This is a genomic window from Corynebacterium sp. UMB4614 (genome assembly GCF_030217065.1).
Classification (GTDB): Bacteria; Actinomycetota; Actinomycetes; order Mycobacteriales; family Mycobacteriaceae; genus Corynebacterium.
In genome coordinates, this window is the sequence record NZ_JASONC010000014.1 from 1 (window position 1) to 15,616 (window position 15,616).

General features: G+C 66.5%; 13 protein-coding genes and 1 tRNA gene. 7 read left to right on the plus strand and 7 right to left on the minus strand.

What is annotated here, in order from left to right; genetic code table 11:
* Positions 1–98: 98 nt before the first annotated feature.
* Positions 99–1,331, minus strand: a complete 1,233-nt coding sequence (locus QP413_RS06915) for a DUF3662 and FHA domain-containing protein (protein WP_070758887.1) — start codon at positions 1,329–1,331, stop codon at positions 99–101.
* Between the two features lie 325 nt (positions 1,332–1,656).
* Here QP413_RS06915 and QP413_RS06920 point away from each other — a divergent pair.
* Positions 1,657–1,741: transfer RNA gene (locus tag QP413_RS06920), tRNA-Leu, on the plus strand.
* Between the two features lie 101 nt (positions 1,742–1,842).
* Positions 1,843–2,469, plus strand: coding sequence for a GNAT family N-acetyltransferase (locus QP413_RS06925; protein ID WP_012359327.1), 627 nt, complete (start codon positions 1,843–1,845; stop codon positions 2,467–2,469).
* 42 nt (positions 2,470–2,511) lie between these two features.
* On the opposite strand, the gene cydC is transcribed toward QP413_RS06925, so the two are convergent.
* The 4 genes from cydC to QP413_RS06945 are packed head-to-tail and all read right to left on the minus strand — an operon-like array spanning position 2,512 to position 8,592.
* Positions 2,512–4,182 (minus strand): thiol reductant ABC exporter subunit CydC, encoded by a 1,671-nt coding sequence (gene cydC / locus QP413_RS06930; RefSeq protein ID WP_284781256.1) that lies wholly within the window; start codon positions 4,180–4,182, stop codon positions 2,512–2,514.
* The gene (locus QP413_RS06935) at positions 4,179–5,915 is read right to left on the minus strand and encodes an ABC transporter transmembrane domain-containing protein (protein WP_284781257.1); all 1,737 of its coding nucleotides are present in this window, start codon (positions 5,913–5,915) and stop codon (positions 4,179–4,181) included. The genes cydC and QP413_RS06935 overlap by 4 nt, the downstream gene beginning before the upstream one ends.
* The gene (gene cydB / locus QP413_RS06940; protein ID WP_284781258.1) at positions 5,915–6,880 is read right to left on the minus strand and encodes a cytochrome d ubiquinol oxidase subunit II; all 966 of its coding nucleotides are present in this window, start codon (positions 6,878–6,880) and stop codon (positions 5,915–5,917) included. Before cydB ends, QP413_RS06935 begins: the two co-directional genes overlap by 1 nt.
* Positions 6,877–8,592: a cytochrome ubiquinol oxidase subunit I gene (locus QP413_RS06945; RefSeq protein ID WP_284781259.1), complete on the minus strand. Its 1,716-nt coding sequence runs from the start codon at positions 8,590–8,592 to the stop codon at positions 6,877–6,879. Before QP413_RS06945 ends, cydB begins: the two co-directional genes overlap by 4 nt.
* A 235-nt stretch (positions 8,593–8,827) precedes the next feature.
* Between QP413_RS06945 and QP413_RS06950 the strand changes: the two genes are divergently transcribed.
* Positions 8,828–9,391: a hypothetical protein gene (locus QP413_RS06950; protein WP_284781260.1), complete on the plus strand. Its 564-nt coding sequence runs from the start codon at positions 8,828–8,830 to the stop codon at positions 9,389–9,391.
* A gap of 138 nt (positions 9,392–9,529) precedes the next feature.
* Here QP413_RS06950 and QP413_RS06955 read toward each other — a convergent pair whose 3' ends face one another.
* The gene (locus QP413_RS06955; protein ID WP_284781261.1) at positions 9,530–10,330 is read right to left on the minus strand and encodes a DUF4442 domain-containing protein; all 801 of its coding nucleotides are present in this window, start codon (positions 10,328–10,330) and stop codon (positions 9,530–9,532) included.
* A gap of 76 nt (positions 10,331–10,406) precedes the next feature.
* Between QP413_RS06955 and QP413_RS06960 the strand changes: the two genes are divergently transcribed.
* On the plus strand, positions 10,407–11,669 hold the full coding sequence (locus QP413_RS06960; RefSeq protein ID WP_284781262.1) for a glycosyltransferase 87 family protein: 1,263 nt from the start codon (positions 10,407–10,409) through the stop codon (positions 11,667–11,669).
* Complete coding sequence (locus QP413_RS06965; RefSeq protein WP_284781263.1) at positions 11,614–12,750, plus strand: DUF1524 domain-containing protein; 1,137 nt, start codon at positions 11,614–11,616, stop codon at positions 12,748–12,750. The genes QP413_RS06960 and QP413_RS06965 overlap by 56 nt, the downstream gene beginning before the upstream one ends.
* 122 nt (positions 12,751–12,872) lie before the next feature.
* Here QP413_RS06965 and QP413_RS06970 read toward each other — a convergent pair whose 3' ends face one another.
* Positions 12,873–13,865 (minus strand): asparaginase, encoded by a 993-nt coding sequence (locus QP413_RS06970; RefSeq protein WP_284781264.1) that lies wholly within the window; start codon positions 13,863–13,865, stop codon positions 12,873–12,875.
* Positions 13,866–14,032: 167 nt separating this feature from the next.
* Here QP413_RS06970 and QP413_RS06975 point away from each other — a divergent pair, with 167 nt between their 5' ends.
* A complete protein-coding gene (locus tag QP413_RS06975) occupies positions 14,033–14,677 on the plus strand; it encodes a CPBP family intramembrane metalloprotease (RefSeq protein WP_284781265.1) in 645 nt (214 codons plus the stop codon).
* 192 nt (positions 14,678–14,869) lie between these two features.
* Positions 14,870–15,580, plus strand: a complete 711-nt coding sequence (locus QP413_RS06980) for an NUDIX domain-containing protein (protein ID WP_148811466.1) — start codon at positions 14,870–14,872, stop codon at positions 15,578–15,580.
* Positions 15,581–15,616: the final 36 nt, after the last annotated feature.

Sequence of the window (15,616 nt, forward strand, 5' to 3'; positions counted from 1 at the left end):
TCGTGCTCTCAATGGAAACTGCTCCCCACTAGTCGGTAACTGATTTCTCAGTCCAACTAATGGGGAGCAGTTCATAAACGGTAGGGGGTTGGAACGCCCTAGTGGTGGAAGCGGACCTCGATCTCGGAGTGGCCCACGGCAATGACATCACCGTCGGCGAGCAGCCAGTTCTCGATCGGAGTGCCGTTGACGGACGTACCGTTCGTGGACTGCAGATCGGTGAGGACGGCGTCGTAACCATCCCAGGTGATCTCCGCGTGCTGACGGGACACGCCCGTGTCCGGGATGCGCAGGTCGACGGTCTTCCCGCGGCCGATGAGGTTGCTGCCTTCGACCAGGTCGTAGCGGCGGTCGCTGCCGTCCCGCAGGGTGAGGGTGACGGTCAGTTGCTCGGCTTCCGGCCGCGGCTCCCCCGTCCCACCGCGGACGGGGGCCTCCTCATTCGCGGCGTGGGTGATCACCGTGGTTCCGGGGTAGCTGTGCTCCGGGTCGACGGCGCCGTCCTGGTCCTCGTCGGCCGGTGCGGCCGCGTCCTCCTGGACGGCCGGTCCGTCCTGCTCAGCGGCGGAATAGCCAGCGTCCTCGGTGTTCGTATTCTGCCCACCGTCGACGGACTGGGCGGGGGACTGGGAAGTGCCGGGGTGGCTCGAATCGGAGTGCTCCGCGCCGTAGCCCGTGCCCGGGCTGGGGCGGACGACCGAACCCAGGCCCGCGCCCGCGGCCCCCGTCTGCGCGGGGAAGGAATCGCTATCAGCGTCATAAGCCTGGGCCTCGACCTCGCGCACCTGGCTGGGGTCCTCCGGCCACTCCCGCTCACCGGGGGCGACGTCCTCGTCCGGGCGGGAGGAAGAACCAGCGGAGCTGGAAGATTCAGCAGAGCTTTGAGAACCAGCAGAGCTGGCGTCGGCGTCGGCGCCTGCATTCTCGTCCTCGGCGGGGGAGTAGCTCTCGGGGATCTTGAAACGGGAGTCGGCCTTCAGCTGGCCCGTGTGCAGGTCCTCCTCGACCCGAAGATCAACCGTGACCTGGTTATTCGTTGTCCATCCCTCGTTGCGGATGAAACGGCCCAGGCGGGCGGAAAGGTCGCGGACCAGCGTGGGGTGGCTCTCCTTCAGGGAGTCGTAATCACGCTGGGAAATCGAGACGATGAAGAAGCTTGGGGCAAGCCGGTTGCCCTCGCTATCCACCATCACGGAGTCCTCGGCCTGCTGCTTCAGCATCTCGTCGATCTCGGTCGGGACAACTTCGCCACCGAATACCCGCGCGAAGCTGTTATCCAGGCCCCGCTGTAGTGCGCTATCCAGTTTGCGAAATTTTCCGAAAAGATCCATCGATATTTTCCTTCCTTGGACGTCTAGGCCGTCTAACCAGAAAGGCCGCGATCGGTGAATCGCTTTAGCCTCGTGGTGCTTCGCTCGTGGTGAAGGGCAGGTCGCGCTGTGCAACGCGCCGCCGCAACGGGGTAGACGTACACATGTTGAACGGCCATTATACGGGGATAACTAGGTGGGGCCGGGTTAGTGCAGGTCACGCGGTAATTTTGTTGTGGTCTATAGCTCGTGATACGCTTCTTCCTGTTGCAAACGCACCCGGCGTTAAGCCCACGCTTTGCACCCATGCGTACCAAGCCTCATCGTTTGGAGCGGATGAAGCCACGGGCGAGTGGCGGAATTGGCAGACGCGCTGGCTTCAGGTGCCAGTGTCCTTTACGGACGTGGGGGTTCAAGTCCCCCTTCGCCCACAATAGCGGCCCCAGGTCGCAGGAACCGGTGGTTCACCTTCAACAGGTGGCCACCGGTTTTTCTTTGTGCCCGGCTGAGCCCGCCGGTGGGGGCTCCTAAGATGTGGTGCATGAGTTCTGACCCACGCACCGCGAGCACCGACCCGCTCCTTCAAGCCCCGCACGGTTTCCGCCTCCGCCGGGTGAGCCCAGCCGACATCCCCCAGATCCTGGAGCTCATCCAGGACCTCGCGGAGTATGAAAAGGAACCGGACGCCGTCCACGCCACCGAGGAAGCCCTCCACGAGCACCTCTTCGGCGAGAACCCGGCTGTGTTCGGGCACGTCGTCGAGGTGCTCGACGGAGATATCGAGGACCGGGACATCAAGGACGGGGGCGTCGCGGACAGCAGCGGCGCCGAGAACGGAGACGTCGCGCCGGGCGAGCGCCCCCGCCTGGCCGGCATGGCGCTGTGGTTCCTCAACTTCTCCACCTGGGAGTGCACCCACGGCATCTACCTGGAGGACCTCTACGTCCGCCCCGAATACCGGAAGAACGGGCTCGGGAAGCTGCTGCTCCAGCAGCTCGCGCACCTGTGCGTGGCTCGCGGCTATCAGCGCATGGAGTGGTCCGTGCTGAAGTGGAATGAACCGAGCATTCAGTTCTATAAGTCCTTCGGCGCCTACTCGATGTCCGGCTGGGACACCTACCGGCTGGACGGTGACGCGCTGCAGGGCTTCGGCGCTTAATTTTGCGCAGCGCAGCTCGGATCGCCGTGGTGCGCTGCCATATCAGCGGGGGTGCGTGACCATGATGATGGTCCGCTCGACGCGCGCCCCCGGCAGTTCGCCACGGGGAGCAGCCCAGGATTCGGCGCTGATTTCCACCGCGTTCTCCGGCTTTATCTCTTCCGACCAGGCTCCTTCGGGCACAATCTCCTCCGAGCCAGCGGCGTGAGCATCCGCGTCCTCCTGGAAACCAAGCAGGCGCAACACTTCCGTGGAGCCCGCGTCATCGAGGTGTTCCGTCGGCTCGTCCAGCAGAAGGATAGGCGCGTCGGTGAGCAGCGCGCGGGCCAGAATCACCCGACGGCGCTGACCCCCAGAGAGGTCCTCCGCGCCCCGCGCCAGCACCGTATCTAGCCCCCGGGGGAGGCCCCGAACCCACACGCCCAAGCCCAGGTGATCCAGCACCTCCCACATCGCTTCCTCGCTGGCGTTCGGTGCCCCCACCGCGAGGTTGTCCCGCACGGTCGTGGCGAAGATGTGCTCGTCCTCGGCGATGAAGCGCGCACCGGGCGCCGAATACGTCCCACCGCGGGCGGGCAGCAGCCCTGCCAGCGTCATCAGCAGGGTCGTTTTCCCAGTTCCCGACGCCGCGACGACGACGCCACGCCCACCAGCGGGGACGTCCAGGTTGTAGGTGCCGAGGTCGCTGCCCCAGCCCACCGTCAGGCGGTCGACGCGTACCGCCGAGGGAGTGGGGAAGGATCCATCCGCAGCCTCGGCATCAGCTGCCGCGGGCTCGTCCTGGGCCTTGGTCTCCGCCTCCTCGGCCCCCGGGATGGCGTACAGGCGTGACAGGGAATGCTCGGCCCGGACCCGAGTGCGGGCAGCCTCCGGGAGGGTGGATACCGCCTCGAAGGCGGCGAGTGGGAAGAGTGCGACGACGACCAGCCACTGCGGCGAATGCGCCGCCGCGCCGGAACCAGCCCAACCCGTGTACTCCAGAGCGGCGAGTGCTGAGATGGCCGCCGTGGTCAGCGCGCTGGTGAGATTCAGCAGGCCGGAAGCCCCGGCTGCCCAACCCAGGCCGCGGCGCCGCTGGGACCGAAGCTCGGCTTCGGCGCTCTCAGCCGTGGCCAGGGCACCCGCGAGCTGGCCACGCACCCGCAGCGTCGGAGCAGAAGACAACGCATGGTCCACTGCCGCGACATAGTCCTCATTAGCCTCCGCGACGAGGGAGGACCGTTCCGCGCGCGCTGCCAAGCGTGGCACGAGCACCCCCGCCACCAGCAGGCCCATGACCAGGATGAATGCCGCGAGCGGGGTGAGGATGGCCAGGAACACAACGGCGACGAGGCTCGTGATGACCGCGACCCACCGCGGAATCGTGGTGCGGACGATGCGCTCGGTCAGGGCATCGACGTCCTCCCCGATACGGGCGAGCAAAGCTCCGCGACCAAGGCCCATGACCTGCGCAGATGGTGCTGCAGCGAGGCGGGCGTAGACGTCCACGCGCACCGCGGCGGCTCGGTCCAACGCAACATCGTGGCTGGCTAGACGGTCGAGATAACGGAACAGGGCGCGGGAAATTCCGAGCGCGCGCACCGCCGTGATCGCCACGGTCAGATCCATCACGCTCGGCTGCTGCCAGGCGCGCGCGATCAACCACGCGGAGACCACCGAGAGGGCGATGGCGGACAACAGTGTGCTGACTCCAGCGATAATGGCGCGGGTCATCGGCCGTTCCCCCCTTCGTTTACCTCGGTGGATGGTGCGGACGCGGCGCTCGTCCCGCGCACCTCGATGACCCGGTCCGCCGCCGCGATCAGCAGCGGATCGTGGGAGGCGGCCAGGACTGTCGCGCCGCCTTCTGCCGCGGCACGCAGCTTGCCAATCATGAGGCCCGCGTTCGCCGAGTCCAGGTGGGCGGTCGGCTCATCGAGAATCAGCAGGTCCTTGCCGGGCACCTGCTCAGCGAAGGCGCGGCGCTGGCGCTGGCCCAGCGAGAGTTGCGACGTATCGCCGATTGCGGCCTCGTCCAGCACCGGGCGCTGCGGCAGGTAGGCGGTACGTTGCCACAACGCCTGACCTGCCCATACAGCAGGCTCGACGGCGCGGCCGCCACTGTGATCCTCGCTGCTGCTGTTCGCCTCGGGGGCATCTTGTGGGGCATCCTGCGGGGCACCCGTGGCGACCGGGGCGACGGCAACTTCTTCGACGCGGGCGCTGCCCGTTCCCCCGGTGAGTCCCAACGCTGCGAGCAGCGCGGTGGACTTCCCTGAGCCGTTATCGCCCCGCAGCACCGTGATCTGTCCGGGCTCAGCCTGCCCGGTCAGTCCCGCCGGCCGGGCTCCATCTCGCCCAGGTGCCGAGTAGTCCTCGAAGACCACCCGCAGCCCCAGGGATGCCGTGTCTGGGAGAGTTTGCGTCGCGCTCACATCCTCTGCAGCTGGCGGAGTGTCCGTATCTGCCGGGGCACCCGGCCCGTCGAGGACACCCAGCACCGCGTTCGCAGCAGCCGCTCCGTCCTGCGCATCATGGAAGCGAGACCCAACCTCACGGATCGGGGCGTAGACCTCCGGGACGATGATGAGCACCGCCAGTCCCGCAGCCAGACTCATATCCCCGCCCAGCAGCCGGAAACCGATATTCACCGCCACCAGCGCCACGGAGAGCGTGGCCAGGAACTCCAGCACCATGCCGGAAAGAAAAGCGATGCGCAGCACTCCCATCGTCGAGCGCTGGTGGGAACGCGCGAGGCGTTCCACCTCAGAGGTCGGGGCCAGCTGCTGACCATGGGCGGTGAGCGTGGGCAGCCCCGCCGCCAGATCCAAGAGCTGATCGCTCAGCAGCGCCATGTCCGCCAGCTTGCGCTCCGTGCGGCCCGCCGTGAGCAGGCCCACCAGCCACATGAAAAATGGGATTAGGGGAATCGTGACTGCCGCGATGAGCGCAGAGGAACGGTCCTGGAACCAGATGGCGGCCAGCGCGATAGGCGTCGATAAGAAGGTGGCGACCGCCGCGGGCAGGAAACCCGTCAGATATGGGCGGAAGGCGTCTAGGCCAGTGGTGAGCAGGCTGCGGAATTGGGCGACATCCACGGTGCGCGGGTCCCGGTGGGTCAACGCGGTCAGACCACGGCGCCGCAGCTCCGCGACCACCGTATCCGCCGCGGAATCCCCCAGCCGGGATTGCGCCCACGCCACGAGAGCCCGCAACACTGCCACCGCGACCAGCCAGGCCAAGAGCGCCAGGTCCAGGCGCTGGGCGTACTGCCCAATACCGCCAGGCTGAGCCTCGCCTGCTGCCGGTGCCAACTGGCCCAGTGGTGCCTCGCCGCCCAGCACTCCGGCAACCAGGTGGCCGAGCAGCAAGCCAGCGGCGATGCTCAAGCCCACCCCGGCCACAGAAAGCGCCGCACTCAGCAGCACCCAGCGACGCGCCGGGGCCGAGACCCGCAAAAGCTGCATTAGAGATGCACCGGCTCCGCCACGATCCGACGTCGGAAAATCCAGTAGGTGTACCCCTGATAAAGCAGCACAAACGGGGTCACGATCACGCCGGCCCAGGTCATGACCTTCAGGGTGTAGGGATTGGACGCGGCCTGCCAAATATCCAGGTCAGTCCACAGCATCGGGAACATCGCCCCGAAGGCCAGCACAACCACGGACACGATCGCCAGGGCGGTGGCGGTGAAGGCCCAACCATCCCGCTGCGCGACCGTCGCGGCCACCGAGCCGAGCAGTCCCACGACCGCCAGCACCAGCGGCACCCAGGTCCACGCCTTGCCGTAGCCCAGTTGGGTCCACAGTGCGAAAACGCCGCCGAACACAATCGAGCCGACCGCCAGCGGGGTGATGAAGCGCTGCGCCTCCTTCCGCAGCACGCCTGCGGTCTTGAGCCGGATGAAGGTCAGCCCGTGTAGCGCGAAAACGCACACCAGTGCCGCCGCGCCGACCAGCGCATAAGGGTGGAATAGCGGGTAGACGTGAGCGGCGTTCTCCGGGATGCCGCTCACCAGGTTGGCCACCGCCACACCCCACACGATCGGGGAGATCCAGGAGCCGGTGACGATCCCGGCATCACAGCAGGCACGCCACTTCGCGGAGTTCACCTTCGTGCGCCACTCCAGGCCCACGATGCGCACAATCAGCCCCAGGAGGATGAGGAATAGCGGCAGGTAGAAGCCGCTAAACATGTCCGCATACCAGGCGGGGAACGCCGCGAAGAGCGCACCACCGGCGGTGATGAGCCAGACCTCATTGCCGTCCCAGACGGGGCCGATGGTGCGGATCATGGCGCTACGGCGGGCCTCGTCGCGCCCCAGGAAGGGCAGGAGCAGCCCCACACCGAAGCCGAAGCCTTCCAGCATGAAGTAGCCGGCGAAGAGGAAAACGATGAGGCCAAACCACAGGGTAGGCAGGTCGATGCTCATGATTCCTTCCCTTCTGCGTCGCGCGCGAAGCTCACTGTTCCCGCAGGCTGCAGCTGCTTTTCTTCGTCATCTTGCGTATTTTCGGACGCCACCGGCTCCGGGGCGGATTCGGTCGGCGGACCGTCGAGAACCACGCGGCGGATCAGCCAGAACCACACCACCGCGAGAATGCCGTAGATCAGGGTGAAGCCCACCAGGGTCACGATGACCACCCACGGCTCGTGCCCAGAGACCCCGTGGTCGACCAGCATGCGGATCGACTCGGTGCGTGGATCACCCACCGATTCCGGGTTCGGGTGGATCACCCACGGCTGGCGACCCATCTCGGTGAAGATCCAGCCCGAGGAGTTCGCGAGGAAGGGGAAGGGGATCGCCGCCAGGCAGCCCCAGGAGAAGATGGTCGCCCACTTGCCCTTCGGCAGGCGCCCCTTGCGGGTAAATAGCCAGGCGAAGAAGGCCAGGGCGAGGGAGCCCACCATCAGCCCGATCATGGCGCGGAAGGACCAGTAGGTCACGAAGAGGTTTGGGGAGTAGTTCCCCGGCCCGTACAGTGCCTCCGCCTTTTCCTGCAGATCCATGACGCCCTGCAGGGTCACGCCCGAGAACTTGCCCTCCGCGAGGAAAGGCAGCACGAACGGCGCCTTGAGCACGTGGATGACCGATTCGCAGTTATTGTGCGTACCGATCGTGAGGATGGAGAAGGATGGGTCGGTTTCCGTGTGGCACAGGGACTCGGCCGAGGCCATCTTCATCGGCTGCTGAACGAACATCAGCTTGGCCTGAATATCGCCGGTGATGAACAGCCCGATCGAGGACAGGATGGTGGTCCACAGGCCCACCTTCATCGCCGGTCGGTGCATGCTGTGCCGGTTGTCGCCGCTGGTTGCAGCTGTTTTCTCGGACGACGACGCCGCTGCCTTGGACGATACGGTGTCAGTCGCTGCCGTGTCGGTTCCCGACGCCGACGCCTCGGCTACCGGGGCGCTTTCCAGAGCGACGCCATCCTGGGTTGCGGTAGCTGCCTTCGCCTTGGCCCGGGCGTCCTTAATCAACCACCAACCAGACACGCCGAGGACGAACGTGCCCGCGGTGAGGAAGGAACCAGCCACGGCGTGGGGGAAGGCCGCCAGCGCGGTGGGGTTGGTCAGCAACGCGACAATGTCCGTGAGCTCCGCGCGTCCGGTCTCGGGGTTGAACTCCGCGCCCACCGGGTGCTGCATGAAGGAGTTCGCGACGATAATGAAGTACGCCGAGAGGTTGACCGCTAGTGCCACCGCCCAGATGGAGAGCGTGTGCAGCCAGGTGGGGATCCGGCCCCAACCGAAGATCCAGATCCCCAGGAAGACGGACTCCATGAAGAAGGCGACCAGGCCTTCGAGGGCGAGCGGGCCGCCGAAGACGTCCCCGACCATCCGCGAGTATTCCGACCAGTTCATCCCGAACTGGAACTCCTGGACGATGCCGGTGGCTACGCCCATCGCGAAGTTCACGAGCAGAACCACACCGAAGAAGCGGGTGGCGCGGTACCAATGAGGCTTCTTCGTGACAGCCCAGAACGTCTGCATGAGCGCCACTAATGGCGCCAGCCCAATGGTCAGCGGGACAAAAATAAAGTGATAAACCGTGGTGATGCCGAATTGCCAGCGGGACAAGGCAACGGTGTCTAAACCACCGGCCGCATCCACGCCGGCGGCAAGGAGAGAAAACTCCATTTACGCCTCCGACGTATTTCCGGCACCCTTCGGCGCCGGCCTAGGTGAGTGGTGTAGCCGGTGGTGGGGCCGCATTGGGCCCACAGACGGCTGTATGTGAGTGGTCGGAGGGGTGGGCGGAAAAGTTCCCGGGAGGATAATGAGGACTTCCTGCCAAACCGGTGCCCGGCTGATGGAGAGGAGCCCAGCCGGTAAAGTTGGGCACCGCACAATATAAGGACAAAGGATTGATGGCATGACCTACCCCAATAACAACGAAGGCCAGTACAACCAGGGCTATGGCCAGCAAGGCTACGGCCAGGGTTATGGCCAGCAGGGTTATGGCGAGGGCTACGGCCAGGAGCAGTACAACCAGGGCTACTACGAGGCCCAGCCTTCCCAGGAGGGCCTGATCGCCGGCCGTTTCCAGACGAAGAAGGTCATCAGCAACCTGGTGCTGCTCGCGTTGCTCGGCGCGGTCGTGACCTTCGCCGTCGTCTTCCTCGTCGGCCTGCTGGTCTCCCAGATCGCGGGTTACGGCGCCGGCGGCGTGTCCTCCGCTGTGCTTGCGGCGGTCGTTGCCGGCCTGATCGGCATCGGCGCGGGCCTGCTGTACATCCCGGTTTCCGGCACGGGCAATGAGCACCTCTTCGGCATTGCCGTGATTGCCTTGGCGGTGGTCGCTGCGGTGCTGTGGGTGATTCTCGGCGGTCTGCTCGATGGCGACTGGACGACGCTGGTCACGCTCGCGGGCATCGTCTGCACCGCCGCGATCGCCTACGCCACGCCGAGCCGCATCGAGTCCGCCGCCATCTACTAAACGGCGAAAAGCGGTGAGGCCGCTCAGAATGGAATAGCTAGCGCGAAAGCCGCCGACCACAGTTTTCACCGTGGTCGGCGGCTTTTTATTCTCGACGCGAGGGCGGTTCCCCGCCCAGTGGTGGCTGGTTCGCCGGGTCTAGTCCAGGAACTTCTCCGCCACGCCCAGTTCCAGCAGCTCCTCGCGGGTCGCGGCCTCGCGGTCCAGCACCTCGCTGACCACCATGCGCATCTGCTCAGCCGGGTCAGGGATGCGACGCTGGCGGCTCATCAAGGAGGTCAGCACGCTCGGCTGCTGCTTGAAGCAGTGCCACAGCACCGCGTTGGCCAGGGACTCCAGCACCAGGCCGCGGGCCTCGGTGGCGTGCTTCGGCTCCGGTGCACGCTTGAGGTGGGCAAGCTTGCCCGTACGGCGCGGACGGACGTGCAGATCCTGTTGGCCGATGCCGGCCACGGAGCCGTCCTTGTTGTAGATCACCGAGGTATAAGGGACGTTGCAGTAACCGTCCTCGGCGACGACCTCCTTCATCCAGGCGAGCAGCTCGTCGGTGACCTCGACGTCGAGGTAGGCGCCGCGACGTCCCGGGGAGAGGTACTGGAAGGTGCCGGTGCGGGTCCAGGCCTCGTAGTCCGAACCCAGGCGGCCCATGACCAGCGTGCCGAAGAGCACGTCCGTCATGGAAAACAGCGTGCCGCCGAAGCCCGCGCCGTGCATATTGCGGTTCCACCAGCGCAGGTTCAGCTCCAGGCGGCCGGCGGACCAGTCATCCGCGACGTGCGTGATGCGCACGCCCGCTCCCAGCAGCGGGGGCCACAGATTGAACAGTCGCCGTGCCAGGCTGGGGTTCTCGAAGCCTTCGCGCAGCACCTTCTGCGGCAGCTTGAGCTTCTGAAAGGGCTTGCCCACGGCGCCCGTGATCGTCTTGACTGCTGAATTCATAAAATTCATGTTCCCATAAGTGGGCGGGGCTTGCTGACACACTGCGGGTTTTCCTCGGGCTGCTAAGGTTTTTCGCATGTCAAAACCAGATTTCGCCCGGGCACAACGTCTGCTCGGACCTGTTGTGCTGGTCGTGGGGCTGATCGTCGGCGCGATCGGTATCACCGTGGCCGTCCAGCACGCGCTATCCGCGTACCTGCTGGATGTGGGCGTGTTTCGCGATGCCGGGCAAGCCTTCATCGACAGCGAGAACCTCTACGTGGACTTCGACACCCGTTCCGGATTCCGCTTCATCTACCCGCCCTTCGCCGCCCTGCTGTTTGCCCCGCTGACCTGGGTGGGGGAGCAGACCATGGAGGTCCTCTGGACGCTGGCCAGCGTGGCAGCCCTCTTTGGCATCATCGCGATGGCGGTGCGGTGGCTGCAGCGCAGTGGGCTTGGCCTGCCGGGGCCGATGGATAACCGCTACTTCTGGGCCTGGTCCATTGGGCTTACCGGCCTTGCCACCTGCTTCGAGCCGGCGCGGGCCCACCTCAACTACGGCCAGATCAACGTCTTTCTGATCCTGCTGGTCGCCGCGGACGTTTTCGGCTTCACGCCGCGACGCGTCCGGGGCCTGGGAATCGGTATCGCCGCGGGCATCAAGATCACCCCGGCGGCCTATGCGCTGATCTTCCTGGTGCGCAAGGACTTCGCTTCCGTCGCCCGCTCCGCCGGGTTCTTCCTGCTCACCGCGGTCATCGGGTGGATCCTGCGCCCCGAGGCCTCCCTCTACTTCTGGACCACCGAGTTCGTCAACGAGGAGCGGGGCGGTGCGCCGCCGTATCCGCCGAACCAGTCGCTGACCGGGCTGATCGCCCGCCTGGGCGTCGACAGCGACACGGCGCTGGCGATCATGAAGCCGGGCTTCATCGTCATCGCAGCCTTGAGCCTGTGGGGCGCCTGGCGCTTCGAACGCACCGGCCGCCGCGTGCACGCTTTGACCCTGGTGATTCTCGGGGTGTGCCTGGCCGGGCCGCTGGCCGTCCCGCACCACTGGATCGGCATCGTGCTGGTCTTCCCACTGGTGTTCTGCACCCGCTCGCGGGCAGTGCGCATCGCCGCATTACTGGTGATTGTGGCCAACTACCTGGGGATGCACGGCCTGTACCCGGATCAGGAGAGCTATGCCTTCGAACCGGGCTTGTGGCTGCTGGGTAATTCCCAAGGCTGGACCGGCCTGATTCTATTCTGTGTTCTATTAATTCACGCTTGGAAAGCCAAGCCTGTCGGGGGCGTGGGCTATGCTGCCAGCCATGAAGAAAATAAGCCCTCACCAGCGGTGGAAGAGGTCCGCTAGGGCGCTCCGCCCAGCACTGGCGGTCCTCGGCGCCGCCAGCCTGACTTTCGCCACTGCGTGCGATCTCGAACCCGAAGAGCCAGCCGGCGAGAGCTCGGCCGTCACGAGTGCGGCGAGCGAAACGGCCGAAACCTCCCCACCACCACAGGAGAAAGCCGCCGCCGACGCTGAGGCATCCCCGACCTCGGAGGAGAAGAAGCCGGAGGACACGGACGTGGTGCGGATCGTCCGTGGCAAGCTCGACGAGCTGGCGGTCAAGGGGCGCGCGCCGAAGACCGGTTACGAACGTTCCCAGTTCGGCCAGCGGTGGAAGGACATCGACCGCAACGGCTGCGATCAGCGCAATGACGTCCTGGCACGGGACATGACGATGGTCTCGGCCCCGAAGGGCTGCAAGGTGCTCGCCGGGCAACTCAAGGAGCCGTATACCGGGCAGGTCATGAACTTCCAGCGCGGACCGCAGACCTCCAATGAGGTGCACATCGACCACGTCGTGGCGCTCTCGGATGCCTGGCAGAAGGGCGCCCAGCAGCTCAGCCTGGAGCGCCGGGAGGCCTTCGCCAATGACCACCGCAACCTATTGGCCGTTCAGGGGAAGGCGAATACCCAGAAGGGGGACGGCGACGCCGCGACCTGGCTGCCGAAAAACAAGGGCTTCCGCTGCCAGTACGTCGCCATCCAGGTGAACGTGAAGCACGCCTACCAGCTGTGGGTCACCGCCGCGGAGAAGGAGGCCATCAACCGCGTTCTCGACGGCTGTGGCCCGGGTTCCATCAACCTCGCCGGGGACGGTACCGGCACCGGCCCGAACGCCATCGATGGCTTGCTGCGACCTGGTGCCGCCCAGCTCCCGCCACCGCAGCCAGCCCAGCCGGCGCCGCCGAAGCCGCGACCATCCCCGGCCCAGCCAGCTCCGGCACCGCTTGCGCCAGCGCCGGTGGCGCCCGCGCAGTCGGGTGGCGCGGTGTACTACAAGAACTGCGCCGCGGCCCGGGCGGCCGGTGCTGCCCCTATTTACGCTGGTCAGCCCGGTTACCGACCGGGTCTGGACGGCGACCGCGACGGCGTGGCCTGCGAATAGGCAGGGCTATAGCGAGCGGGCGGCGCGCCACGGCGGCCGGGGCGCCCGGGAGGGGCGAGGTTCACGCTGCCTGGCCTGCCTCGTGCCCGCTACCGCTGAGTGGCCCGCTGCCTCAGGCTGTTCTAGTGCCCGAAGCGGGCGAAGCCCTCGCGCAGCTGCTCGGAATCAGCCCCCGCTGCCAGCAGGACGTGCGCCAACAGACGGGCCTTCCGGGCCGTGAGCGAACCGGCGAGGAGGAAGCCGCGCTCCAGCAGATCGGCCTCGGAGCCCGGGTAGCCATAGGTGTGGGTCAGGGTCCGCCCCGCCCCTGTGCGGGAGGCCACGATCACCGGGGTGCCCTCCTCGAGCACCTTTTCCAGAGCATCGGCGGCCGGCACTGCCAGGTGCCCCACACCCGGGCCACTGGCCACGATTGCCCGCGGATTCATCTGCGCCAACGCCGCGACCCACTCGCCGTCCTCGGCCACCGCGCTCTCCACGATCGGGATGCGCACCGGCTCGTCCGCCGGCGCGGGCTGGGCGGCCTCGCGCCGGGCGGGCCGGAACTGCAGGTGCAGCTCGCGCTCAAAGATCCGGCCCAGCGGGCCCCAGCCAGGGGACTGGAAGGTGGACAGTGCGGTCGCGTCCGTCTTCACGACGGTGCGGGCGGCGTGGACGGTGTCGTCCAGAACAACGAGGACGCCGAGGCCACGGGCGTCCGGGCTGGCGGCGGTGATGACGGCGGACATGAGATTCGCCGGGCCGTCGGAACTTAACAGGTTCGGTGACCGCATCGCGCCGGTGAGCACGATCGGCTCCTCCCGGCCCCACATCAGGTCGAGTAGGAAGGCGGTCTCTTCCAGGGTGTCGGTGCCGTGGGTGAGGACGACGCCCGCGGCGCCGGCGTCCACCGCCTCTTCCGCGTAGCGGAGGGCGGCGAGGATATCCGACATCGTGATCGCCGGGGAGGCGACGTTGTTGATGGTCTTCGCGCTGATCCGGGCGACGTCCTGCAGGTTGGGGACGGCGGCGATCAGGTCCTCGGCCCCGAGTTGGGGGTTGACGGGGGTGCTCGCGCTCTGGGAGCTCATTGCGATGGTGCCGCCGAGTGCGCCGACGGAAATCTGGGGAAGCATGCTCTCACTTTAAGCATTCCGGGTGGCGGGTGAACAGTGCGCCCGCGGTGGATCGCTCGTGCGCGGGCGGCGTGTGGGGCGGGTGGGATTAGCAAGCAGCAAGCGTGCGGAGTGAGCGGCTGAACGGCGTGCAGGGCGTGGCTGCCCGCCCCGGTAGCATCTGGCGCATGGAGAATAAGCCTGTGGCAGCGCGCCTCGCCATCATCCTGGTCCCGGCCGTGTTGGGGGCCGCGAGCCTGTTTTGGGTATCTTCCTCGCCCGCGGGTTCGGCCAGCTTCTACCTGGCCACCGCCGTGGCCTTCCTGGTGTGGCTTGCCGCGTGGCTGGGTTTCGGCGACCGCCGTTGCTTGAGCCCGCGCGCCGGCTCGACGGCCGCCCGTGAGCTCGGGGTCGGTGTGGGGCTAGGTGTGGTGCTGCTCGGGATCTTCCTGCTGGGGGCCTTGGTAACCCGCAATATTCTGGTGCTGGCGGAGCCGGTCGCGGGGCTGATGGACAACATGCGGGTGGACGCGCTGTGGGCCACGGTGCTCACCCTGGTGCTCAACGGGGTGGGGGAGGAGCTCTTCTTCCGCGACGTCGCCCGCCGCGCCCTGGATTCCCTCGCTAGCCCGGCGGCGTCCCTTGGCCTGCAGGTGGCGCTTTATGTGCTGGTCACGGTGGCGATGGGGGTCCCGCTGCTGTTGGTTGGTTCGCTGTGCATCAGCTTGTTTACCGCGCTGCTCGCCCGCCGGTACGGCACTATCCTCGGCGCGACGGCGCTGCACCTTTCCTGGAGCACCGGCATGGCCTTCCTGCTGCCGTTGTTCTTCTAGCTTCTCGGTCTGTCGGCCCGGGGCCTGGCGCGCGGCGGCGGTGTGGCCCTGAGCCACTGACGATGTTCCGAGCTCGCTGCGATGGGCGCGGCTGCCATATGGGCGCGTTCGGCCATTCGCCTTGACCGGGGGTGAGCTGCGCCATACACTTACTTAGTGTCAATATGACATTAAGTAGTGAGGAGGCCCGGCATGAGGCGATGGACCGGCCTAAACGTCGCCGAAAGGCGACAACTCGGCCCCACGGTGGCTGTCTCCACGGTGGCTTTCGCCATTGACCCACCGCACGCGGATGCAGCTAGCCCCGCACTGTGGGTCCCGCTCGTGCGCCGCATTCGGCCACCCTTCGAAGGCGCTTGGGCACTGCCCGGCGGGCCCACCGAATGGGATAAAACCCTCACCGAAACTGCCTTGGAGAACCTCGTCGCCGCCGCCCAGGCGGAGCCGAACTACCTGGAACAGCTCTACGCCTTCGGATCGGTGGAACGCTCCGCCGAGGCGCAGCGCACCGTGACCATCGCCTACTGGGCACAGTTCCGGGACAGCGACTTCCAGCAGCGGCAACGTCAGGAACAAGAAAACATCGCCTGGTTCCGCACCGATGACCTCCCGCCCCTGGCCTTCGACCACGCAGAGATCATCGACGCGGGCATCGACCGGTTGCGCAGAAGGACCGAAAAGGCCCTCGTCGCACACCGTTTCCTGGAGGATTCCTTCACCATCGCCGAACTACGCCACGTCCAGGAGGTCATTCTCGGCAAGAAGCTCGACCCGGCCAACTTCCGCCGCCAGGTCCTCGCCAGCGGGGACGTCGAGGAAACCGGGGAATACCAGGAAGGAACCAAACACCGACCCGCGAAGTACTACCGCTTCGTCCCCGAATCCGACCGGGCAGAACTGTAGAAACTGACCACTGGCGACACGACCAACCCGACGCGA